Origin of the sequence: Rhizobium sp. NPDC092011, from assembly GCF_044756305.1 — a bacterium.
Lineage (GTDB): Bacteria > Pseudomonadota > Alphaproteobacteria > Rhizobiales > Rhizobiaceae > Rhizobium.
Genome location: NZ_JBIVSO010000006.1, coordinates 283,895 through 306,318, shown reverse-complemented (window position 1 = coordinate 306,318; position 22,424 = coordinate 283,895). Strand labels below are relative to the sequence as shown.

23 protein-coding genes are annotated in these 22,424 nt (G+C 58.9%); 1 reads left to right on the top strand and 22 read right to left on the bottom strand.

Annotated features, from left to right (window positions below; all coding sequences use genetic code 11):
* Positions 1-3 precede the first annotated feature (3 nt).
* The 16 genes from flgD to ACIQJ2_RS24210 form a co-directional block, all read right to left on the bottom strand.
* Positions 4-513, bottom strand: coding sequence for a flagellar hook assembly protein FlgD (gene flgD / locus ACIQJ2_RS24285; RefSeq protein WP_199150950.1), 510 nt, complete (start codon positions 511-513; stop codon positions 4-6).
* Complete coding sequence (gene flbT / locus ACIQJ2_RS24280; protein ID WP_199150949.1) at positions 501-953, bottom strand: flagellar biosynthesis repressor FlbT; 453 nt, start codon at positions 951-953, stop codon at positions 501-503. Before flbT ends, flgD begins: the two co-directional genes overlap by 13 nt.
* On the bottom strand, positions 950-1,297 hold the full coding sequence (flaF, locus tag ACIQJ2_RS24275) for a flagellar biosynthesis regulator FlaF (RefSeq protein ID WP_199150948.1): 348 nt from the start codon (positions 1,295-1,297) through the stop codon (positions 950-952). The genes flbT and flaF overlap by 4 nt, the downstream gene beginning before the upstream one ends.
* Before the next feature lie 37 nt (positions 1,298-1,334).
* Positions 1,335-2,378 (bottom strand): flagellar hook-associated family protein, encoded by a 1,044-nt coding sequence (locus ACIQJ2_RS24270; protein WP_400676076.1) that lies wholly within the window; start codon positions 2,376-2,378, stop codon positions 1,335-1,337.
* A 3-nt stretch (positions 2,379-2,381) separates the two neighbouring features.
* Complete coding sequence (gene flgK / locus ACIQJ2_RS24265; RefSeq protein WP_400676078.1) at positions 2,382-3,887, bottom strand: flagellar hook-associated protein FlgK; 1,506 nt, start codon at positions 3,885-3,887, stop codon at positions 2,382-2,384.
* Between the two features lie 24 nt (positions 3,888-3,911).
* Positions 3,912-4,121, bottom strand: coding sequence for a hypothetical protein (locus tag ACIQJ2_RS24260; protein WP_400676080.1), 210 nt, complete (start codon positions 4,119-4,121; stop codon positions 3,912-3,914).
* A gap of 317 nt (positions 4,122-4,438) precedes the next feature.
* Positions 4,439-5,110 (bottom strand): transcriptional activator Rem, encoded by a 672-nt coding sequence (gene rem, locus ACIQJ2_RS24255; protein WP_199090066.1) that lies wholly within the window; start codon positions 5,108-5,110, stop codon positions 4,439-4,441.
* Positions 5,111-5,390: 280 nt separating this feature from the next.
* Positions 5,391-5,978, bottom strand: a complete 588-nt coding sequence (locus ACIQJ2_RS24250; RefSeq protein ID WP_199150944.1) for a lytic transglycosylase domain-containing protein — start codon at positions 5,976-5,978, stop codon at positions 5,391-5,393.
* Positions 5,926-7,479 (bottom strand): flagellar hook-length control protein FliK, encoded by a 1,554-nt coding sequence (locus ACIQJ2_RS24245; RefSeq protein WP_400676082.1) that lies wholly within the window; start codon positions 7,477-7,479, stop codon positions 5,926-5,928. Before ACIQJ2_RS24245 ends, ACIQJ2_RS24250 begins: the two co-directional genes overlap by 53 nt.
* 2 nt (positions 7,480-7,481) lie before the next feature.
* Entirely contained in the window at positions 7,482-8,786 is a 1,305-nt protein-coding gene (gene motC, locus ACIQJ2_RS24240) for a chemotaxis protein MotC (RefSeq protein ID WP_400676084.1), read from the bottom strand.
* A gap of 3 nt (positions 8,787-8,789) precedes the next feature.
* The gene (locus ACIQJ2_RS24235) at positions 8,790-10,208 is read right to left on the bottom strand and encodes a MotB family protein (protein ID WP_400676086.1); all 1,419 of its coding nucleotides are present in this window, start codon (positions 10,206-10,208) and stop codon (positions 8,790-8,792) included.
* A complete protein-coding gene (locus tag ACIQJ2_RS24230) occupies positions 10,205-10,837 on the bottom strand; it encodes a hypothetical protein (protein WP_400676088.1) in 633 nt (210 codons plus the stop codon). Before ACIQJ2_RS24230 ends, ACIQJ2_RS24235 begins: the two co-directional genes overlap by 4 nt.
* A gap of 247 nt (positions 10,838-11,084) precedes the next feature.
* Positions 11,085-12,056, bottom strand: a complete 972-nt coding sequence (locus ACIQJ2_RS24225) for a flagellin (RefSeq protein ID WP_400676090.1) — start codon at positions 12,054-12,056, stop codon at positions 11,085-11,087.
* Positions 12,057-12,306: 250 nt separating this feature from the next.
* A complete protein-coding gene (locus ACIQJ2_RS24220; protein WP_199150193.1) occupies positions 12,307-13,230 on the bottom strand; it encodes a flagellin in 924 nt (307 codons plus the stop codon).
* Between the two features lie 413 nt (positions 13,231-13,643).
* The gene (locus ACIQJ2_RS24215; protein ID WP_400676092.1) at positions 13,644-14,561 is read right to left on the bottom strand and encodes a flagellin; all 918 of its coding nucleotides are present in this window, start codon (positions 14,559-14,561) and stop codon (positions 13,644-13,646) included.
* A gap of 253 nt (positions 14,562-14,814) precedes the next feature.
* Positions 14,815-15,732: a flagellin gene (locus ACIQJ2_RS24210; RefSeq protein WP_199150191.1), complete on the bottom strand. Its 918-nt coding sequence runs from the start codon at positions 15,730-15,732 to the stop codon at positions 14,815-14,817.
* Positions 15,733-16,065: 333 nt separating this feature from the next.
* Between ACIQJ2_RS24210 and ACIQJ2_RS24205 the strand changes: the two genes are divergently transcribed.
* On the top strand, positions 16,066-18,009 hold the full coding sequence (locus tag ACIQJ2_RS24205) for a glycosyl transferase (RefSeq protein ID WP_400676094.1): 1,944 nt from the start codon (positions 16,066-16,068) through the stop codon (positions 18,007-18,009).
* Positions 18,010-18,200: 191 nt separating this feature from the next.
* Here the strand turns inward: ACIQJ2_RS24205 and fliP are convergent, their stop codons facing one another.
* The 6 genes from fliP to flgA all read right to left on the bottom strand — a co-directional run bounded on the left by fliP (position 18,201) and on the right by flgA (position 22,416).
* The gene (fliP, locus tag ACIQJ2_RS24200; protein WP_199150189.1) at positions 18,201-18,959 is read right to left on the bottom strand and encodes a flagellar type III secretion system pore protein FliP; all 759 of its coding nucleotides are present in this window, start codon (positions 18,957-18,959) and stop codon (positions 18,201-18,203) included.
* Positions 18,956-19,453, bottom strand: a complete 498-nt coding sequence (locus tag ACIQJ2_RS24195; protein ID WP_400676096.1) for a flagellar basal body-associated FliL family protein — start codon at positions 19,451-19,453, stop codon at positions 18,956-18,958. Before ACIQJ2_RS24195 ends, fliP begins: the two co-directional genes overlap by 4 nt.
* A 95-nt stretch (positions 19,454-19,548) precedes the next feature.
* Entirely contained in the window at positions 19,549-20,262 is a 714-nt protein-coding gene (flgH, locus tag ACIQJ2_RS24190; RefSeq protein ID WP_199150187.1) for a flagellar basal body L-ring protein FlgH, read from the bottom strand.
* Positions 20,259-20,810: a MotE family protein gene (locus ACIQJ2_RS24185; protein WP_400676099.1), complete on the bottom strand. Its 552-nt coding sequence runs from the start codon at positions 20,808-20,810 to the stop codon at positions 20,259-20,261. The genes flgH and ACIQJ2_RS24185 overlap by 4 nt, the downstream gene beginning before the upstream one ends.
* Positions 20,807-21,925 (bottom strand): flagellar basal body P-ring protein FlgI, encoded by a 1,119-nt coding sequence (locus tag ACIQJ2_RS24180; RefSeq protein ID WP_199090083.1) that lies wholly within the window; start codon positions 21,923-21,925, stop codon positions 20,807-20,809. Before ACIQJ2_RS24180 ends, ACIQJ2_RS24185 begins: the two co-directional genes overlap by 4 nt.
* Positions 21,922-22,416, bottom strand: a complete 495-nt coding sequence (gene flgA / locus ACIQJ2_RS24175; RefSeq protein WP_199150186.1) for a flagellar basal body P-ring formation chaperone FlgA — start codon at positions 22,414-22,416, stop codon at positions 21,922-21,924. The genes ACIQJ2_RS24180 and flgA overlap by 4 nt, the downstream gene beginning before the upstream one ends.
* Positions 22,417-22,424: the final 8 nt, after the last annotated feature.

Here is a 22,424-nt window from a genome sequence, read left to right as displayed (position 1 = left end):
TCATTAGCTGCCGGTCGAATCCGTATTCTGATTCGACGAATCGTCAGTGCTATTATCACTCGACGAGGGCGGCGTATCAATGGTCGTGCCTGCCGGAGCGATGGTCACGCCGGCCTGGATCAGAATTTTGTCGCCGGCATTGGTTTGGGCAATGATACCGTCGGTGTAGACGGTTACTTCCTTGATGGTGCCCGTCGTCTTGCCGTCGGCGCTCATGATCTGCTTGCCGATATAATCGGAGGCCTGCGAGATCCACTGGTTCTGCAGCACCGTTTCGAGATGCGAATTCGTCTGGATCTGCTGTTCAACCTGAGAGAAGCTGGCCAGCTGAGAAATCTGCTGGCTGGCATCCATCGGATCGGTCGGATCCTGATTCTTCATCTGGGCAACGAGAAGCTGCAGGAAGTTGTTGTAATTCAGGTTGGCGCTTACGGCCGCGCCGGCAGCCGTTTTCGAAGAATTGCTCGAAGACGAGCTTCCGGCAGCGCCGGCAACGGCGTCTACCGCTGCCATGGGGCGATCTCCCGGCGGATATGCTCGATCGTCGCCGCCGGCATCTCCTGGTTGTTCAGAATGCTGTCTTCGATCGGATAGAGCCCACGAATTGCCTTCAATGCATCGAAGGCACGCCCCGTTGCGACGAGGCCGTCGATACGCTTGAGCTCAGCCAGCACTTCCTCATTGTGGAAGCATGACAGCAGCATGACGATCGACTTGCGGAACATTGCCGTCGACTGCTCTTTGCCCTCGGGATTGATGAGGATCATCTGTGCGATGAAGTAGAGCTGACGCATCGGGGTGGTCGCGTCTTCTGGCTGAAGCACATGGTTTTCAAGCAGGAATGTCACATCATTCAGGAATTCCAGGGCGACCTTGCGATCGACGCGCAGAACGGCCCCGTTGATAAAAATCTTTTCCCCGGCTTTGAGCGATATGCGAAGCGTACTTTTCATTTAAGTCCATCCCTGATGATGGTGGTGACATCGATGATGCCTTGAAAATTTACCGACTGGCGCCGCCGGATTCGATCGCATTCCTTCAAAATCCAGATGGCGATCGAGATGATATTGGCCCGTAGTTCGATGTTCAGCTGGTTCTCAGGACTTTTGAGGTCCTCGACAAAACTCACCCATACGCGCTGCGTATAATAGAGAGCTTCGATCGCTTCCCGGCCGTATTTCTCCGCATCACGGGCCGCAGAAAGAAGAGCTATCGACCGGTCCAGAACTTGTCGTTCTCGCTCCTTGGCGTCGGCCACTGCATCCTGCATGACTTCCGCATATGAGAACTGATACATTCATGCATCCTTCCTGGTCATTCCGTCCCTTTGATCATCAAAGGTAATTTACAAGGCTTAGCTGCTGGATCTTTGAGACAATAGTATAAGCTGTTTCGAGCTGGGTCTGAAGACTGTTGACCTTTGTGGAGGCCTCATAGGGATCCACCCCTGTGAGGTCGCCTATGTTGGTATTGAGAATGGTCTTCTGTGCGTTCAGCGTCGTGTTCGCGTCCGACAGGCGCGATTGCGACAGACCGAGCTGGCTAGCCTGGTTGTTCAACCCGTCGATCGCCTGGCGTGAGTAGCTGATGGCCTGATCGGTAACCGCGCTCAGCGCATCCTGGCTGAGGGCGGGCGTCGTGTTCATCAGCGCATTGGTAACGCTGGTGGCGAGCGCCAGATAGCGCATGCCGGCAGAATTCGAGTTGGTCGAGGTTTCAACCACGTCGGTATTGCTGATCCGGCTCGTCATGTTCTGGTCCGACGCGCTCGACCACTGCGACCAGCCGGCGTCGGAGGTGAACATCGGCTCAACCGTCGTCGTAATAAAATCCTTCACCTGAGCGCCGGTAAGCTTGTCGACCGTTGTGCCCTTGCTAGTTGCATAGTTCCCCAACGCGGTTTGGATCGCCGCGTTCGTCGTTGCCGACTTGTCGGTCATCGGCTGAACGTCGGTGTTGGTGCCGGCAAAGAGATACTCGCCGTTGACCATGACGTTGGCGGAAGCGATGACGCTCGACAGCGTCGAGGTCGCGAGCTGCTGGGTCAGCGCAATGCTGTTGCTATCGGTGTTGCCGCGCAGCGCCACCAACTGATCCATGAGTTTCTGCGCGTTCGAGCCCATGCCGGTCAGAGCCGTCTGTGACGTGGTCATCCGCTGGTTTGCAATCGAGTTGCTGCCCAGAATGGAATCAATGCGCGAAACTTCTCTCGTCAGATTGACGCTGAGCGAGGTGTTGCTGCCGAGGGAGACGCCGATATCGGCGTAGACGCCAGTGGTTGCCTCGGTCGAGGCACTCGACATTTCGTTCTGCGCCTGACGGATCGTCTGGCGCATGGCGTTCTGAATGGCTTGGCTCGAGATGAAAGAGAGTTTCATGGCTTAGCTCGCAATATCCAGTACAGATTGAAGCATCGCATTGACTGCGTTCAATATCTTGGTTCCAGCCTTGTAGGACTGTTCGATATCCATCATCAGCGTCAGCTCTTCGTCGAGGTTGACGCCGGTTGCATTCGAGTAGGCACCCGAGGAACGCGACAGAGCCGCCGACGTATTTTCCGCCGCCGAGGTTGCCGTGCTGCGCTGGCCTTCGAGCCATCCGATGGAGCTGGCCGAATAGCTCATGAGAGTGGCGCTGGTGTCTGTACCGGCACCGCCGTCGAAGCTAATTTTCGTGTTCATCGCGGTGATGAGGCCATCAAGCTTCCCGGAATAGCCGGCATCCAGTGGCTTTGACGGATTTGACGGATCAAAGCTCGGGTTCGTGATGTAGGCGTTGCCATTGATGCCGCCGTCACGCAGCAAGGTCGGATTGGCAACTGCGGCCGAGTTGAGCTTGAGGGTTCCAGCCAGGCCGGTCACAACTGCGCCGCTATCCAATCCGGAACCGCTGGCCCAGGTGGCTGGCACACCATTGTAGGTGAAAAGGCCCGCAGCCTTGGTTGCTCCATTGGACGTAGTTTCGGCAAATGTCGTCACCAGGCCGCGCGCGATCTCGTCTAGCTGCTTCTGGTAGGTGGGCGCTACACTGTCGCGAATCTGAAGCGCGGCCTGAAGGCTGCCCTGTGCGGTCGTGCTGGCACCCTGCCCCTGGGTCAGCGCCACCCCATCGATATAGACATTGTTGCCTTGCGTTCCCGCCGTGTAGGTGTTCGTCGGTGTGAAAGTCACCGTACGCGGGATGGTCTCGAAGAGCGTCGTGCCGCTCGAGGTATATAGCGCCATGTCGTTGTTGCCGCGGGTTACCGCGGTCACGCCGACGATCTGTGAAATCTGTTTCAGAAGCGAATCGCGCTGGTCGAGCGCATCGGCAGTCGCACTCGACGTCGGACCTGCGGTCCCCGTTGACGACTTCACCGCATCGTTCGCCGTCTGGAACTGCTTCAGCAGACTATTCAACGTGTCGACATCGGAGCTGATCTGTTTGTCCGCATCCGTACGGGCATTCTGCACAACGGTCGTGGCATTGTTGAGCGATGTGACCAGGCTCTGAGCCGCATTGATTGCCGATTTCGCCGCCGTCGTGTTGGACGGCGAACCGGAATAATTCTGCATCGCGGTCTGGAAAGCCGCCAGATAGGTGGCTGGCGCGATCTCATTGTTGTTGCCGCCAAGCGTCGCCGACTGGAGATTGCTGTAGGCAGTCAAAAGCAGCTGCTGCGCCGCATCGGACGAGGAGTTGGAAAGATAGGCGGCCTGGAGCGCCGGCTCCTGGCTTCGAGCGATCTTGACAACTTGCGCGCCGGCACCGTTCGTCGTCAGCACGGCCTGTCGACGCGAGTAATCGGCATTGTTCGCATTTGCGATATTGTTCGACACGACGCTGCTCTGCGTGCCGGTATTGTTGAATATTGCCTGCGCGTTGTTGAGAGCTGTTGTGAGCGTCATGACTGACTCGATACCCTATTCGTTTTAGCGCCGCAGATCGGCCGATGGCGCGCCGGCTGTGTCGGAATAGCCCATCAGAATGAGGCCGGCGGAGTTGAACAGACTGTCGTTGGCGTCACCCGAGCGGGGTCGAAACGACCGACTGGAAACATTTTGGCATGCGAGGCCATCAAGACGGACCGGCGCCGCACGGACGACGATGCTGGAAGCGACGCCCAGACGATTCGTCTGCACATCCCTTTCCGCAATCACTGCCCTCACGCTGCCGAAATTCCTCATCTGGAATCCTCGTTATCCTTCATGCGACTGAGAGTAGGTGGTGGGCCTTGCGTGAAGCTGTCTGTGAGGACAGAAAACCGATCATTGTGAAAACGCCCCGCGGAGTATCCCGACAAACCTGCAAACGGCATTCGCAAAGCACGGAAGGTAAGTCATTACGCACCTTTTCGTGGGAGGCGACCAAATGAGCGCTTCACAAAAAAGAAGCCCGGGAATCGCTGGATTCCCGGGCACATAGTCAAATTCGGAAGATTGCAGGCTATTTGGAAGATTCATTCCCAATCGATGCAATAGCCAAGGAAACGCTTGGAATCGACTGGATCGAAATCAAGCTTCTTGCGAAGCTTTTTGCGAAGCTTCGAAATATGGCTTTCGACCACGTTTTCTTCGACTTCCTCGTCGAAGATGCCGTAGATGGCGTTGAAGATCTGTGTCTTCGTTACCCGGCGACCGCGATTGGCGATCAAATACTCCAGGATGCGGCGTTCGCGCCGCGGCAATGCGAAGACCTCGCCGTTGATCTCCGGATCACGACCATCCGCGAAAACGCGAATCGGTCCGATATCGGTATAGTTGTTGATGGCCTTGAGCCTCCGGCGGATCGCCGCGGCCCTTGCCAGGATCTCGCGGGGATGCACCGGTTTGCGCACGACATCGTCCACGCCGCAATCGAAGAGTGCAAGCGTCGATTCGAGCGAGGGTTGATCGCTGACTGCGATGACCGGCGCTGCGGTCCTGTCGCGAATCGCCCGGGGAAGCTCGTGAACGTGCTGTCCCTGTCCGATCAAAAACGCTTCGACAGCAGCAATATCGCCCTCTGCCGCCGTCGAGACCCATTCGCCAAATTCGCGTGGATCAAATCCCGTGGACGGTATGCCTTCCCGCCCAAAGAGTGATGTATATCCGTCCTTAACGAGCTCTCGCTCATCAACCACTACGATCATTCGTCCGCCTCCGAATCAGTGTGGTGTTTCGATGACCTATGGGTACGAATCGGGCGAATCACGAACAACTGTCGGAAATGAGTGGCGGAAATTAATAATTGATTAACCATAAGGGTGCGATTTGCACTACATATAGTGGGTGAACTTCGATTTACACCGATAAAAAACCTGTTAGTTAGCTTATCGTTAACACGCGCCTTTTAGGCAATCTGATGGCAGTCAATCGCAGCGCAAGGGTTAGCGCCTGCTAACCAGAAGGCCAATACAACCTATAGGTTGTTTAATTCCGGCAGAATGTTGCCGCGTTGGGCGTCCATTTGCCGTAACCCGTGGCGACCAGATTGGCGATCACACGGCAAACATAGACCTTCTGGGCGGGGTCGTTGTTCGGGCCGGCGTGGTATCTTGCTACCGCCATCGTCCAGGTCTCATGCCTGTCATGAAGATTGCGGAGAAACTTGGCAGCATATTCGACGTTGCTGCGTGGGTCGAACATGGCCTCCACGGAGGTAAAATTCTCGCCGTGAAAATACTGGTTTATCTGCATGCAGCCGATGTCGATCAGCTTCGCGCCATTCTGCCGCGCAGCGGCAAAAACCTGCAGGGCAGCATTCTCGGACGGTGGGAAAATCGGTCGTCCCTCGACATTGAGCGCATAGGGATAGAGCGATCCCTTGCGCCCCGTCTCGGTCAAACCAACTGAATAAAGTATCCCCTCCGGTATTCCATATTTCGCAGCTGCAGACTGGATTTCTCGCTCGCAGAGGCCGGCGGCGCCATTATTCGGCGGCGACGGGTTCCCCGATGCTTCAGCATCAGAGGTAAACCGCACCAGAGCGAGAACGCTGAGCACTACTACCAGCGCCATCTTCCAAGCCGCGCTCACTCGAACTCCGATTGCCGTTGCTTCCATCTGCCTGTTGCCCCGAAAAATTCTGGCCCCTAGGACGCGCGTCGCCGCCCTGTCCCTGGTTCAGCAGAGATTGCTGCTGTTGGTTCGATCCGGACTGCCGGCTGCCATCCGACTGTTGATCCGTGCTGGAGGCCAGCGTGACGGTGATGCTGTCGACCTGATAGCCCTGTGCCCGCAGCGCATCGATCATGTGGCTCTGATCGGCGTGCAGCTGCCTGTAGGCCTCGCCGGTCTGTACCTTCAGATCGACGGTCAACTGATCGCCCGACAGTCGCATCGTGGCGGTCACGTCGCCGAGATTGTCAGGGCTCAACTGAATCTTGAGCGTGTTGACGACCTTGCCGGTGCTGGTGAGATTGGCGGCATTGGAAAGGGCAGAGCCAGGCTGCATCGCTGCCGACCAATCGCGATCTCCTGCGAGCGAACCGGCGACCAGTGCCGAATTGCCCGCAAGCCCGAGGTAGCGGCGGGATTCGAGAACAGTCACAGCCTGGGCATCGCCGCCTGCAGGAGCGGATATCTTGATATCGGCCGCATCGTCGCCGCGCTTGGCGGTCGACATATCCAGCGCACCGCTTCGCCCATCTGCGCGCGCCAGCCGGAAGGTCTGCGCCGTATCCGCGGTCGCGCTGTCACCCGGCATGGCCTGCCCTGTATCGGACGCCGCTTCCTTTAGTCCTGCGTTGGAGATCGTTAGCCCCTGCACCTTGGGATCGCTGCGAGCCTGTCCGCCTGCCACAGCAGCATCCTGCGCCACGGCGACGGTCTGCGCGACGTTCAGAAGCGACAGCGCATCGGTGATGGTATTCGTAACCTGGGTGCCTTGCGTCGCCGTTGCCTTACCATCATCGGTCGTGGAAGGGTTCTTATCGCCTTTGACGGAGGGCGCCTTGCCGCTACCATCAGTCGGCAAGACTTGGCCACCTCCAACAGCTTCGGCCAGTTGCTGCGCAACCTCGGCAAGCTGTGTCGCGGCATCTGTCTGTGCGGGAAGTTGGCCGACATCCGGCTTTGTAGCCACCGGATCATTCGCATCAGGGGCAGAAGGGTCGGCGCCAGCCATCGCCTGCGCTGCCTTCTGAAGGTCTATCAACGACTTTGAAAGCGACAGAGGTCCGGCTCCCTGGGGAGACTTCGCTCCCTTCGCCAAATTGGCGATATTCGCCACAGATGTATCGATCATAACGCCCCCGGCGTTGAGGCCACCATCAATGGCAAGCGCTGGATTGCCAACGGTCGCCTTTGTCGTGCCCGCGTCCCCGTCCGTGTTGTCATTGGCTGTCTGGGTCGCACCCGTACCGACATTCGTGCCGGACGATTTACGCCCGTCGCCGAGGGAGCTGGCCAGCGCATCGAGAAAGCCCTTGCCATCGTCCTGCTTCCCCGAGCGGGAGCCCTTGGCGGCCGCAACAATATCTGCGCCGGACGAGGCGCCAGAGACACCGATGTCGTTCATGATCAATGACTTTCCTGCTTCAACATGCCGTCGATAGCGTCCAGCTTCGAGCGGCTCGTCGTGACGAATGCGTTGAACGAAGAGTCGGCCTCCTGCCTCCCTCCCTCCGGGGCGGGAGCTGCCTTTGCCGCGGCTCCCTGCTCAACACCCGCCGTGCCGGGAGACTGGCCTCCCGTTTGTTTCGTCACAGCAGCATCGTGTTCAGTATTCTGTTGATTGGGCAGGTTAGGAACGTTGCCTTGCCCGAGGCTTGCAGGATCGGGCGTCCGCAGGATCTCCTGCGCCACGGCCTTCGCCGCATCTCGCAGAGCTCTATCCTGCGCGTTCAATTCGCCGGCAGGCATCTGGTTGAGGTTGCTGATCGCCGCCTCCAGACCCGGCGTCGAGACGCCGGCAACGCCGCCGTAAAAGCCCGCCAAAGCGTCGAAGCTATCGGTGCCGTCGCTGGAGATCGCCTGGGCACGGCCGGCAGCCAGCGCCGCCAGATCGGACTTGCCGGCAATCGCGGCACGGCGCGCCATGCGCAGATAGATCTCCCGCTGCCTCGGCGGATCCATGAACGACAGAATGTCGATGATATCCTGCTGCTTGACGTCGGAATCGTGATCCACCACAAGCTGCACGAAGAGGTCGGCAAATTGGCTGGCATAGGGAGAATGCAGGAAGCGTCTCGTATAGCGCTGCGAATATTCAAGCCCCAGCGGCACCAGCCCGGCATCGGCGCATAGCGCGAGCGAACGGCGCAACGCCGATTCCTCGACGATCGTGCCGGGCGCCATCACACGGGCCCAATCGTAGAGCTTCAAGGCCGCCATGGCATTCTTGCCGGACATGACATTGCCGGCGACCAGCGAAAGATAAGGACCGATCGGCTTGTCGCGATATTCCTTGGCGATGTCCGCAAGAGTGTTGACCACCAGCAGACCCTTGCCGTTCAGATATTTTCTGAGAACATCGGCAACGCGGTTGTCGAAATTGCCGTTGACGTCGCGCTGCATTAGATATTCGAGCGTTTCCGGATTGCCGCCGCTCATCGCGTAGGCCAGGGCAGCATCGACATTGCGCGTATCTTCGAACACCGACTTGTCGGCATTGCGCAGGCGAGCATCTATCGTGGACAGCAGGAACCGCTGCATCTCTCCGGCAGAGCTGTCACCCGCGACCACGGAATCCTGAACGAATTCGAGCGAGCGCAGCATCTTGTAGAGCGGCAGGTTGTCCGGCCCCTCGGCACGAGCGCCCACCGGCGCCAGAACGCCGAAGGTCAACGCGAGTGCAAGACGATGACGATGCGTTTTGCGCGCCATGGACTATCCCTGCTTGCCTTGGCCGGGCTTGGCTTTTTCCGGTGCCTGTTTGACGGGGCTCTGGCCATCGGACTTTGCGGGATCCTTCGCGGCCTGGGTCGGCGCATTGACGATCAGGATCTCGATACGGCGGTTGGCGTCGTTGAAGGGATCGTTGGGCAGCTTCAGCCGCCGATCGGCAAATCCGGAGACCTGCGAGATCCGCTTCTCGTCAAGACCGCTGCTCGTCAGCATGTAATAGGCGCTCTGGGCACGATCGAGCGACAGACGCCAGTTGTCGTTGCGGCCGCTGACCATGTAGGGGCGTCCATCGGTGTGGCCGCGGATAAGGATCGACCCGTTGCGCTCCGCGAGAACCTTCCCGATCTTCTCCATTGCCAGCACCATTTCCCGGCGCGGCACGGCGGAACCGATATTGAACATCGGATCGTTGCTCTGGTCGGAGATGGTGACCAGCACGCCGCCTTCGGCCGCCGTGACTTGCAGTCCCTCGGCCAGCTGACCGGCAATGCCGCCGATCTGCGCCTGTATCTCCTGCTGCAGTTGCTTGGCTTCCTGCTGCTGGGCCTTGGTCGGCTGAACGTCCTTATTCTGGGAGACGGCAGCGTTATCGTCGAAACTTGAGGCGCTGCCTTGTTCCTTGGCACTGGCGACCTGTTGCTGTTGCGCCTGCTTGCCGGTAGCTCGCGGCTCGCTCTGCGTCGGCTGCTGCTCCGCGATCTGCGGCTGATCGGCAGGCAGGCCGCTATCGGCGGCCGTTGCCTTGGACAGGGCGATGACTTCCCCCTTAGGCGCTTGATCCGACTTGGCGGACTGTTCCTCATTCGCCTTCTTCGAGGCGCTTGAGACCTGAACCTGCTTGGTCCAGAAATCCGGATCGAAGGGATCGCGATAGGCCTGACCACCATCGGCGCCCGTGGCAGGACCGGACTGAGCCGCACCGCCCTCGCCCTTGGCGCTGACATTGGCCTGCTGGCCGACTTCCTGTGCGATTTCAGCCAGCACGGAATAAGGATTTTCGAAGAAATCGGCCTCGGAATAGTTCGTCTGGTCGCCCGATGTCGCCGTCAGGTCCTCACCAGTCTTTGCGGACTTGCCGTCATTCGGCTTGTCCTGTGCCTTATCCGATTTCTGCTGATTCTTTTCGCCCTCGGCCTTGTCGACGGGCTTCTTGAGCCCCTTCTCCGTGGGCTTCTCGTCAGCGAGCTTGATGGGGTTGAAATAGGACGCGACAGAGGCCTTCGTCTCCTCGTTGGCGGCATTCACCAGCCACATGACGAGGAAAAAAGCCATCATAGCCGTCATAAAGTCGGCATAGGCGATTTTCCATGCTCCGCCATGACCGCCATCATGATCGCCGCCGCCGTGACGCTTGACGATGATGATCTCGTGCTTGCCGTGATTTTGATCGCCGTCGCTCATTTCAGAATCTCTTTCAAGCTGGCGGCCCAGGCAGACATGCGGGTCACAAGAACGCTCTCGCCGATGGTCACCGTAAGATCGACATCTTCGGCTTCGACATGACGCAGGAGAGCGGCATCTTCACCAAGATTGGCCTGAAGGGCTTCGAAGAGATGTCGTGGACCGCTTACGGAAATGGGACCTGCGCCGCCATCGAGGATTGCGGTCCTGACCAGGTCGGCTAGATCGGCGACAGCCTTCATCGTCATCGTCTCGGTCATGATCGGCGCGAGAACCGCGGCGGCTTCCGCGCTGATGGCCTGGCCGAGCATCGTGGCGATGCGAGTCAGATCCGCGGCAATTCGCTCCGCTGCCTGTTCTTCATAGCGTGCCCGCAGAGCATCCATTTCGGCTCGAAAGGAAAGGGTCATCGCGTCGCACTCGGCGCGATGCTTTTCAGACAGTTCCTGCGTCGCCGTTTCGTGTCCTTCCGCATAGGCGGCGCGACGCTCGGCCTCGACATCGACCGGCGGCTCCACCGCAGTGTCGTGAAACTCCAGCGGCTCGGCGAAAGCCATGTCCGGCATATCTGGAAGCGGCGCCTGTTCGGCGCTGAAATCCTTGAGGTATCGGGATATTGCCGGGCTCACGCGTACGTCTCCCCATTGGCGTCGGCGCGACGCTGCATGTGGATGCCACAAGAGGGCCGATCATTTCCCATTCTCAAAACGTCGATCATCACGCTTCCGGTTTCCGTCCTCTGGCAACGCCGCCGGAGATGCGACTATCTCCAGCGAACTGCGGCGCAACCATGCCACTGCGCCGGACCGTAGGCAGTCAAACTTGTGCGAGGATGAATGCGGGACGGCACTGCCTATCGGGCTATGCCGCGCGGCATCATTTCGCCTGCAGGATAATCAAAACCTTGCTTGCCATGCCATTGGCGATCGACAGCGCCTGAACGCCCATCTGCTGTGCAGTCTGCAGGGCCGATTGCCGCGCCGCTGCTTCTTCCATGTTCGTGTCGACCATATCGCCGACGCTGCTCTTGATGCTGTCGGTGAGCTTGGAAATATAGTCCGCCTGGTCGTCGATATTCGACTTCATCATACCCAGCGTCGAACCCGCTGACGTGGCAGACTTCAGAAGCGAATTCGTGACGTTGAGCATGTCATTGAGCTGATCGTCCGTGGTGGTGCTCGAAATGGCAATTTCAGTACCACCGGCCGGCGGCGTGCCCCCGGCGGCTGCCAGAAGATAATAGTTGCGGGACGCCGCGCCACCGCCACTCGACGTGCTGGCGTCGACATTCTTCGTCAAAAGTCCACGGCTCGCATCGGCGGTATCGATCATCAGGGTTTGGGAGCTGTCGTAGCCGATCGTCGCCAGACTGATTTGCCCGCCCGTGCCGCGGGTGAAGTTGCTGATGACCGACTGCTGTGTGGTAGGATGTGCTTCGGTGTTGTAGAGCCAATTCTCATTGGAGAAAGATGCCGACTGCGTAACCGATTGCAGCTGATTCTTGAGCTGCTGGATATCGGCATTGATGGCGGTCTTGTCGGTGCCGGGCTCCTTTGCCGAAACCAGCTTGGACTGGATCTGGGTCAGCAGGCCGACGACCGTATCCATGGCTGTCGATGCGGTGTCGACCTTGGAAGAGCCGAGACCAAGGGCATCGTTGATGGTCGAAAGGCTGCTCTGATCCGAGCGCATGGTGGTCGCCATCGACCAATAGGTAGGATCGTCACTCGCGTTCTTGATGCGGAGGCCGGACGAGACCTGCTGCTGCACGACACCGAGATCCTTGTTGACTCCGCGTAACACGGTCAATGCCGCAGACGTGGCCCCATTCGCCGTCACATTGCTCATCAGAAAATCCGTAATTCCATTGGGATTGGCAAACCGGACCGGTCCGGCAGCAACGATTGGCCTCATGCCCACCAGCGGGAGACTTCCCAGCGCGGCCCGTCGCTAAAACAAGACGCCGCCCTCGCTTTGAAGCAAGCCGAGAGCCAACTCTTGAATAAGTACTGCAAATCAGTTGTCGATAAGGTTAACAAAAGCCAACGCGCGACGACAAGAGGGAAATGCCGTCGCGCTATCCTAGCGCAAGCTCCGATCAAGCTTTGAAGAGCGACAAGACACTCTGCGCGCTGGTATTGGCGATCTGCAATGACTGTATCGCCAGCTGTTGCTGCGTTTGCAGGGCAGACAGCTTGCTCGACTCTTCCTCCATGTTCGCATCGACCAGCTTGCCGACGCCCGAGTCGATCGTATCGCGCAGGGTGGAGACGAAGCTTGTCTGCAGATCGATACGGGTCGAGAGCGAACCAAGCTGTGAAGACGTGCTGGTCAAAGCGCTGAGCGCGCCCTGGACAAGGTTCATCGCTTTGCCAATGTCGCCGCCGGTCATATTGGTGATGTCGAGGCTGAAGACGGAATAGGACTTGCTGCCGATCGTCTGCTTGCTTCCGAGAATGCCTGAAGTGGTATCGAGCCCGCCGCCGGACTTCGCGCCAAACAAGACGTTGCCGTGAGAGCCAGTGTTGAAACTGTAGCTGGTGCTGTTGACAGCAACGGTGCCGTCATTATTGCGCACAAACGAAGATACAACCGATGCCGACGCGCCGTTGGCCGCGAACATCCAGTTCTGGCCGGAGAAGGACGCGGATTGAGCGATGCTCTGCAACTGCTGCTGAAGCTGCGTGATCTCTTCCTGTACATCGCTTTTGGAAACACTGTTTTCTGTCGCGGCGACGAGCTTGTCCTTAATCTGCTGCACCACGGTTATGGCGTTATCCATCGCCGTGTAGGCCGTGTCGACTTTTGCGGCTCCCAGCCCCAGTGCATCGGACACCGCGGAAAGCGCGCTGTTGTCGGAACGCATGGTGGTGGCGATCGACCAGTAGGCGGCATTGTCCGATGCCTTGGCGACACGATAGCCTGAGGAAACGCGGCTCTGGGTATCCTGAAGATTGCTGCTGATCGAGCGCAGAGTCTGGAGAGCGGACATCGCCGCGTCGTTGGTGAGAATGCTAGTCATCGAGGGTGCCCCTTGTGGCTGAAATAGGAAGGGACATTCCGGTCTGCGGCCGGGAACGGCAATCAGCCTCATGCTTGTTAACCGGCTCTTAGGAGAGGTTAACCAACCGTTGCGTTAGCTGCAACTGACAATAATAGCGTTAATAAAAGGTTAACACCGTCTGTAATAGTTAACAAACTCAGACGGCATCAAGGCGAAACCCAATCATGTGATGAAGGCAACCGCGGTATTTTCGCGGAGAGGGCCGAGCGATTGTCGTTTCGGTTGCGAGGAAACGACATTTTCACGCGACTTCTTCGCGTGGGTGGCCCTGTATCGCCATGCAACTGGCCAGAAAGCGAAAACCGCGCCTTGTGCAGGCGCGGTTGACGTCTTGTTTAAGATTTTCGGTCGGCGGTCGACGCCGGAGCCTATTAGCCGCGGAAGAGCGACAGGATCGACTGGCTCGAGGAGTTGGCGATCGAGAGCGACTGGACGGCCAGCTGCTGCTGTGTCTGCAGAGCGGACAGCTTGCTCGATTCCTGTTCCATGTTGGCGTCAACCAGCTTGCCAACGCCCGACTGGATCGAGTCGGAGAGCGAAGAGGCAAAGCTCGTCTGCAAGTCGATACGAGCCGAGATCGAGCCGAGGCGCGAGTTCATGCTGACCATGGAGTTCAGAGCGGTCTGAACCATGTTCAGGGCGCTGGAGATCTGGCCAGAGGTCATCTTGCTGATGTCAAGGCTGAATACCGAAGCGCCGACAGTGGTGTTCTTGGTGCCAAGAATACCGGAAGCCGTATCCAGAGCGCCCGTCGAGGTTGCGCCGAACAGAACGTTACCGACCGAGCTGCTGTCGAACTTGTAGCTGGTCGAGCTGACCGAAACCGTGCCGTTGGTGCCGCGGATGAAGGAGGAGACGACCGAAGCCGAGCCGCCGTTCTTCGCCATGACCCAGTTTTCGCCGTTGAACGAAGCCGACTGAGCAACGCTCTGCAGCTGCTGCTGCAGCTGGCCGATTTCTTCCTGGACCGACTTTTTGTCGACCGAAGGTTCCATGGCGGTTGCAAGCTTGTTCTTGATCTGGCCGACGATGTCGATCGCGCTGGTGGCAGCGGTGGTAGCCGTGTCAACCTTTGCGGCGCCGAGGCCAAGCGCGTCGGAAACAGCGCCGATAGCGCCGTTGTCGGACTTCATGCTGGTCGCGATCGACCAGTAAGCGGCGTTGTCGGAAGCCTTAGAGATGCGCAGGCCGGACGAAACATGGCTCTGCGTCTGCTGCAGGTTGCTGCTGATGCCACGCAGCGTCTGGAGGGCGGCCATTGCGGCGTTGTTGGTAAGAATGCTCGTCATAATATTTGCCCCTTTTGGCAGTGGTTGAAATAAGGGACATTCCGGACCTAAAACCGGTAACGGCATTCAGCATCATGCCTGTTAACCCAATCCGTTAGGGTTAACTCGCCGTTTCGATGGTCCTAAGAAACAGCAATATGGTTAAGAAATCTTGAACCTGCCAAAAACCAAAAAAATAAAAAAAACCGCGCCTTAGGTAGGCGCGGTTAACGTATTTTTTAAGATTTCGCTCGGCGGTCGCCGCCGAAATCTATTAGCCGCGGAAGAGCGACAGGATCGACTGGGTCGAGGAGTTGGCGATCGAGAGCGACTGAACAGCCAGCTGCTGCTGCGTCTGCAGAGCGGACAGCTTGCTCGATTCCTGTTCCATGTTGGCATCAACCAGCTTGCCAACGCCCGACTGGATCGAGTCGGAGAGCGAAGAAGCAAAGCTCGTCTGCAGGTCGATACGGCTGGAGATCGAGCCGAGCTTCGAACCCATGCTGGTCATGGAGTTCAGAGCGGTCTGAACCATGTTCAGGGCGCTGGAGATCTGGCCAGAGGTCATCTTGCTGATGTCAAGGCTGAAGACCGAAGCGCCGACAGTGGTGTTCTTGGTGCCAAGAATACCGGAAGCCGTATCAAGCGTACCGGATGCCGTTGCGCCGAACAGAACGTTACCGACCGAGCTGCTGTCGAACTTGTAGCTGGTCGTGCTGACCGAAACCGTGCCGTTGGTGCCGCGGATGAAGGAGGAGACGACCGAAGCCGAGCCGCCGTTCTTCGCCATGACCCAGTTTTCGCCGTTGAACGAAGCCGACTGAGCAACGCTCTGCAGCTGCTGCTGCAGCTGGCCGATTTCTTCCTGAACCGCCTTCTTGTCGACGGAGCCTTCCATGGCTGTCGCAAGCTTGTTCTTGATCTGGCCGACGATGTCGATAGAGCTGGTGACGGCCGTCGAAGCGGTGTCAACCTTTGCGGCGCCGAGGCCGAGAGCGTCGGAAACAGCGCCGATAGCGCCGTTGTCAGACTTCATGCTTGTCGCGATCGACCAGTAAGCGGCGTTGTCGGAAGCCTTGGAGATGCGCAGGCCGGACGAAACCGCTGCCTGGGTGCCCTGCAGGTTGCTGCTGATGCCACGCAGCGTCTGGAGAGCGGCCATTGCGGAATTGTTGGTGATAATGCTGGTCATTGAGTGTGTCCCCTGGAAACTGGATACGAAAGGAGGACATACCGGACTGAAAATACCGGCGATGACGGAGCAGCTTCATGCCCCTCGATCCGTCTTCCTAGAGGACCAAACCCGTCATGTCGCAAGGAAACTCGCATCCATTGCTTGCCAATTTCTTAAATTCGGGCCGCCTGAAAACGGCTCTACGGAACGTGGCTAAGAATCCGTAAAGGGATTTTCGACGGTTGCTTCGGTTTCAGGCAAGCTACGTCAGCAATGATTGAGCGAATCCATGATGCCGGCACTCGGCCTTTGACGAGAGCCTGTTCAACATTCCGCTTGGAGTTCTCGCTCGTGAATACGAAAAACGCCTTCTCAACAGCGTCCGGTTTCTATCAGAAGGGACAATATACGCGCGCGCTCGAAACGCTGAACGATTTGCTTAACGTCGACCAGTCACCCAAGACCTATGCCTTGCTGGCCAAGACGCTGCTCAAGCTCGGCTTCAAGGCCGATGCGGCGAGCGCCTATGAACTGGCAGGCAGGCAGCCGCCCCGCCGCGAAGACTATCTGCGCGAAGCGCTGCTGCTCCATAGCGAATGCGGCAACGACGATCAGGCGCTCGCCGTCGGCAGCCTCATCTTGCCGCTGGCGTTCAAGGATCCGGACCTTGCCTTCGCTCTCAGCCGCATTCTCCTTGGCCGCCAGCAAAAGGAACTTCTGACCGGCTTCAAGAGCGTGCTGGTCGAAGGACCGGAGATGAAGCATCGGTTTATGGCGGCAACGCTTCTTACCGACGATCTCTATGAAGAGGGCAACAAGCACATCGTCGCGACGTTGTTCAAGACCTACCCGGACAACATCATCTTCCGGACGCTCTATCTGATCTTCGCACGCGAGGACTCCGATCTGGCTGCCATCGACAGGCACATGGCACCGGTTCTGGCATCTCTGGCGCAAGGCAAGCTCGATCACGTAATCCCCGACAACCCGTTCTTCCACCTTCACTGGTGTGGTGACGAAGCGATCAACAAGCTCGCAATCCACGATACCGAAGCGCTGCCCGCAGACCATGCCGAGACCCGCCGCAAGCTCCCCCACGCATGGGAGCGGAAGATCCGCATCGGCTACGTCTCCTCCGACTTCTGGCCGGGACACGCGACGATGAAGCTCCTGCAGCATGTTCTCGAGCTGCGTGACAAGGAGCGGTTTGAGGTCACGCTGTTCGACCACTCGAACCCGCTTGCCCAGCAGGAAGAGGAATTCGATTACACAAAGCTTGGAACCCTGGTCGATATCCGCGGCCATTCCGATCAGGCTGCGGCGGCTGAGATCCGCGCGCGCGGCATCGACATCCTCATCGACCTCAAGGGACACACAAGAGCAAGCCGCGCTCACATTTTCAACCATATGGCCGCGCCGATCCAGGTTGCCTGGCTGGGCTTCCCCGGCACGACGGTCAACATCGATCTCGATTACATCATCGGCGACCGCTACGTATTGCCGGAGCGCTCGAAGGAACATTTCCACGAGAAGTTCTGCCGCCTGCCCGAGTGCTATCAGCCGAACGATCCGCTCAACCGGCCAAAGCCGCGGCCGACGACCCGTGCCCTGCATGGCCTGCCTGAAGATGCTTTCGTCTTTGCGTCCTTCAACGGCAACCGCAAGATCACCTCGCAGATGATCGATGTGTGGTGCAACATCCTGAAGCGCAGCAAGGACAGCGTACTCTGGCTGCTGTGCAATGGCCCGCACGCCGAGGCCAATCTCTGGGCTCGTCTCGAAGCGCGCGGCATCAACCGCAAGCGCGTCGTCTTCACCTCCCGTATCGATTATCAGGAACATATCGATCGTCAGCAGCTTGCCGATCTCGGCCTCGACACCTTCCCGGTCAACGGTCATACGACCACATCGGAGCAGCTGTGGGGCGGCCTGCCGGTTCTGACTGTCAAGGGCACCAACTTCGCCTCGCGCGTGAGCGAAAGCCTGCTCAACGCGATCGGCGTGCCGGAACTGGTTGTCGACGACATGAAGGCCTATGAAGACATGGCGGTGGCGCTTGCCGCCCAGCCGGAACGCATTGCACAGCTCAAGCAAACGCTGGTTGCGAATCGCTACATCAAGCCGCTCTTCGACGCCGAGCGCTTCACACATCATCTGGAGACCGCCTTCGAGATGATGGTGAACCGCGCCAAGCAAGGGCTGGCACCCGACCATATGGATGTGCCGGCGCTGCCGATCCGCACCGAACCCTTCATGACGGACGACGCGAGCACGGCGGCAATCGCCGCCGAGTAAGTCGGAAAAGTCGAACAAGCATAAACAACCGCCGGGAAGCAGTTCCCGGCGGTTTCTTTTAGAACATGCCGTCGCCGTAAAGCCGTTGCATAGTCTCGCGGCTACGATATCGGTAAAATCAGAAAGCTGAGCACAGGAAGCGAGCCTGAAGGACCGCGATGCGCTTCAGACCACGTCTGAGGGCTTATCCGTCAATGGAAAGAGCGAACGAGGCTGCCGACCAACAGATTCCAGCCATCGATCAGCACGAAGAACAGGATCTTGAAGGGTAGCGAGATCGATGTCGGCGGCAGCATCATCATGCCCATGGCCATGACGATCGTCGACACAATCAAGTCGATGACGAGAAACGGCAGGACGACGAGGAAGCCTATCTCGAAGCCGCGGCGGATTTCCGAAATCATGAAAGCCGGGATCAAAACACGATAATCGATCTTGTTGTCGACCACGGTCGTCTGTCCCCGCTCCTTCGCCAGATCGACGAACAGCTTCAGATCCTTGTCGCGCGTATTGTTCGACATGAATGTGCGGAAGGGCTCGGCGATGCGCTGCACGGCGTCGGCTTCGGAAATCTGGTTGGCGAGCAGCGGCTGCACGCCGTCCTTCCATGCCTGATCGAAGGTCGGCGACATGACGTAAAACGTCATGAAGAGAGCCAGACTTAGCAGGATCATGTTCGACGGCGTCGTCGCAATGCCCATGCCGGTGCGCAGGATCGAGAAGGCGATGATGAAGCGCGGAAAGCTCGTCACCATGATCAGGATGCCAGGCGCGATCGACAGGATCGTCAAAAGCCCGAAGGTGCGGATGATCCAGGCCGCAACCGAGCCGTTTACCGGGGCATTCAGAAGATCGGTGGGGAGCTGTTGCGACAATTGCTGCGCCATCGCCAGCTCAGGCGACAATGCAGCGAGGACTAATATGGACAGGGCAAGAGCTAGTCGACTCATTCGATCACGAAAGTTCTGAACATAACTTTCGATACTCGCCCTTCCGAGCGCAGGTCAACACGCTCCTGAATGTCATCCCGAAGATATTGCAGGCCCCGTGCCCCTTCGATCTGCTGCAGGGACACCGTGCGGATGTAAGCAAGGATATCCTGATGGATCGATTGAGCCAGTTGTGCGTCCGGCTGACCCTTGAAGACCAGAGCCAGCTCCAGCCTTATCCAGCTCTGCGAGGGATAGGCGAGATTGGTGGTAATCGGGTCGAGCGCGATGATGCCGTTTGGCTGTCCCGCCGCTGCAGTGGCCGCCTGCTTGCCGCCGGCGGGCTGTGTTTTCGCCTGCACGGCCGCAGCGGCTGCCTTGATCCTCGGCGCAACCATGGTGCCGAGTACCCAGCCGCCACCGCCGCCGAGGACGGTCAGCACGAGCAGCCCGACGATCGTCATGATGAGTGGCGATCCCTTGCCTTTTGCTGATTCGTCTGCGGCTGCAGCCATGTCCCTGTCCGTCCGTTATCTAGAGCATTTCCGTTTCAAACCGAGCTACAGAAATGCTCTATCTTTTTGCTTTCACTATCCGATGCCGTCAGCCGTCAGAGCGGCGACAGCAGATCGACTGCCTGCTGACCTCGCGGCGGCTGCTGCACTTCCGTCAGACGACCGCGACCGCCATAGGAGATGCGCGCTTCGGCGATCTTGTCGTAGGAAATCGTGTTCTCCGAAGTGACGTCCTGCGGACGCACGATGCCGGCGACGTTGAGAATGCGGATTTCCTGGTTCATGCGGACCTCCTGCGAGCCGCTGATCATCAGGTTGCCATTCTCCAGAATGCCCGTGACGACAGCTGCGACGAGCAGGTTGATCTGCTCGGAGCGCTGCATCTTGCCCTTGCCGTCCGTGCTGGTATCGGAGCCTGAGGTCGCGGTCGCATTCGTGGCGGGCTGCCAGCCGAAGATCTTGGCGGCGATGTTCCAGTTCATGTCGCTCTTGTTCACGCGACTGCGGTTGGTTTCGTTGTCCCAATTCGCCTTGTCGTTGATCTGGATCGTGACCGTCAGGATATCGCCGACATTGAGCGCGCGTGCGTCCTTGAAGAGAGCAGCCTGCGAATCATTCCAGAGCGAATAGCCCTGCGCGACCTGATGCGGCCGCTTCGGATATTGCGACATCTGCGGCGTCTGCGCATATTGCAGGCCGCTGCCGATCGGACTCATGGCAGGCGCCCTGCCGATTTCCTTCATGGCCTGCGACTGGCAACCGGCGAGAAAGACGACGATTGCGCAGGCGGCCTTAACGCGCGTGTTCATGAGGGGTCCTTCGACTTCGATGTGTTCGGGTCGGATGCGCTGGCGATGATGTTGGTGATCGTAGCCGCTTTTTTCGCATCCATCTCCGCGAGGATGAGGCTCGACTGCCGCGCCGAAAGCTTCATGATGATCGCAGCCGCAGTCGTCGTCCTAACGTCGTTAAGGCTGGCCGCAGCGGCATCCGGTTTCATATTCTTGTAGATATCGACCAGCCCCACATCCGCCGTCTTCAGGAAGTCGTCGCGACGCTTGAGCCAGTCCTCGTATTCGGCCTTGCGCTTTTCCATGGTGGCAATGCGCTTGTCGACGTCAGCCTGCAGCTTTTCCAGCTCCTGCTTCTGAAGCAGGTAGCGTTGATCCCGGGCAGGATCGGCAATGTTGGTGCAGAACTGTCGGATCTCGTCCTGGCTGGAGGCCGGATCGACAACAGGCTTCGGCGCCCGTTGCGCCGCACCCGCTCCAAGCGACAGCAGCAAGATGGCCCCTGCGGAGACAGCCGACAGACCGCAGGAGATGAGCATCTTCTTGGAGCTTACGATCGATATCATTGCAGCACGAGCTCCGCTTGCAGGGCGCCGGCAGACTTGATGCCTTGCAGGATGGCGATGATGCCGTCCGGCTTGACGCCGATATTGTTGAGGCCGGAAACGAGCGTCTTCAGGTCAGGCCCCTCGAGCACTGCGACACGGCCGCCGCTCTTCGTGGCTGTGATGTCGGTCTGGTCCTGGATGGCAGTCTGTCCGTTCGAGAAGGGCTCGGGCTGGATCACCTGCGGGTTCTCGCTCACCTGCACGGTTAGCGTTCCGTAGCTGACGGCAACCGGGGAGACGCGAACGTCGGCGCCGATGACGATGGTGCCGGTGCGCTCGTTGATCACGACCTTGGCCGGCGTATCCGTCTGGACATTGAGATTCTCGATGTCGGCCATCAGTCGCGTCAGATCCGACATCTTCGGCTTGCTGATGGAGACTTCCTGCGAATCCTTCGCCTCCGCAATCGGCGAGCCGAAGCGCGAGGTCGCCCATGCGTTGACGGTGTCGGCAATACGGATGGAGGTGGAAAAATCTGGGTTGCGCAGCTGCAGGACCAGATTGACCGAATCCTTGAAGCGGGACGGCAATTCGCGTTCGATGATGGCGCCGCCGGGGACACGGCCCGCCGTGGTGACGCCTTCGGTGACGGATGCCGCCGCGCCCTGTGCCTGGAAGCCGGAAACGATGACGGACCCTTGCGCGACCGCATAGATCTGGCCGTCGGCGCCACTGAGCGACGTCATGATGAGCGTGCCGCCGCGCAGCGACGTTGCATCGCCGAGCGAGCTGACCGTCACGTCGATACGGCTGCCGGGGCTGGCAAACGGCGGCAGGTTCGCCGTCACCATGACGGCTGCGGTATTCCTGGCGGCGGATTGGCCGCCTTGCGTCGAGATGCCGAGATTTTGCAGCATCGCGCGCATGGATTGCTCGGTGAACGGCGACGCGCGCAGGCTGTCGCCCGTTCCCTGGAGGCCGACGATCAAGCCGTAGCCGATAAGCTGGTTGTCGCGGCCGGATTGCAGCGACGCGATGTCCTTGATCCGCGATTGCATCGCGGCAGCCGGATCGGCGATGATCAGGCTGGGCAATGCAAACAGGACTGCGAGAAATTGACGAAGCCGTTTCATTTTGCGACCACGCGGATCGTGCCGTTTTCGAGAACCGTGCCGTTGACGATAATGCCGGAGTCCATGTTTCTGGCCCGCACGCTGTCGCCGATGGCACCGTCATCCAGTGGCGTGCCGGCTGCCGTGATCGTCATGGTGCCCATGCTCATGACCAGGCGGACATTGGAGCCGCGCGTCACGGCAAAGGGCTGACGCAGCGCGGAAATGGAGATGGTGCGGCCGGGCACCAGCGTCCGCTTCGATACCCTGCCGGTAACCTCCCGGATGCGCTTGGCATAATCGCCCGTAAGGTTGGGGTTGGTGACCTCAACCTCCTCGAGCTGACCGCTGCTGATAATGTCGCCGGGATAGATCGTCTCCGTCGGCACCACGGCGGTGCCCATGCCGCCTGCGTCGGCGCTTGCCGCGCCCGCGGGCGCTGCAAACATGACGGAAAGGCTCGCGGCGGCGAACCAGGCCATTGCTAAGCTTTTCATCCGGCAAAACCTCATGTTTGGCC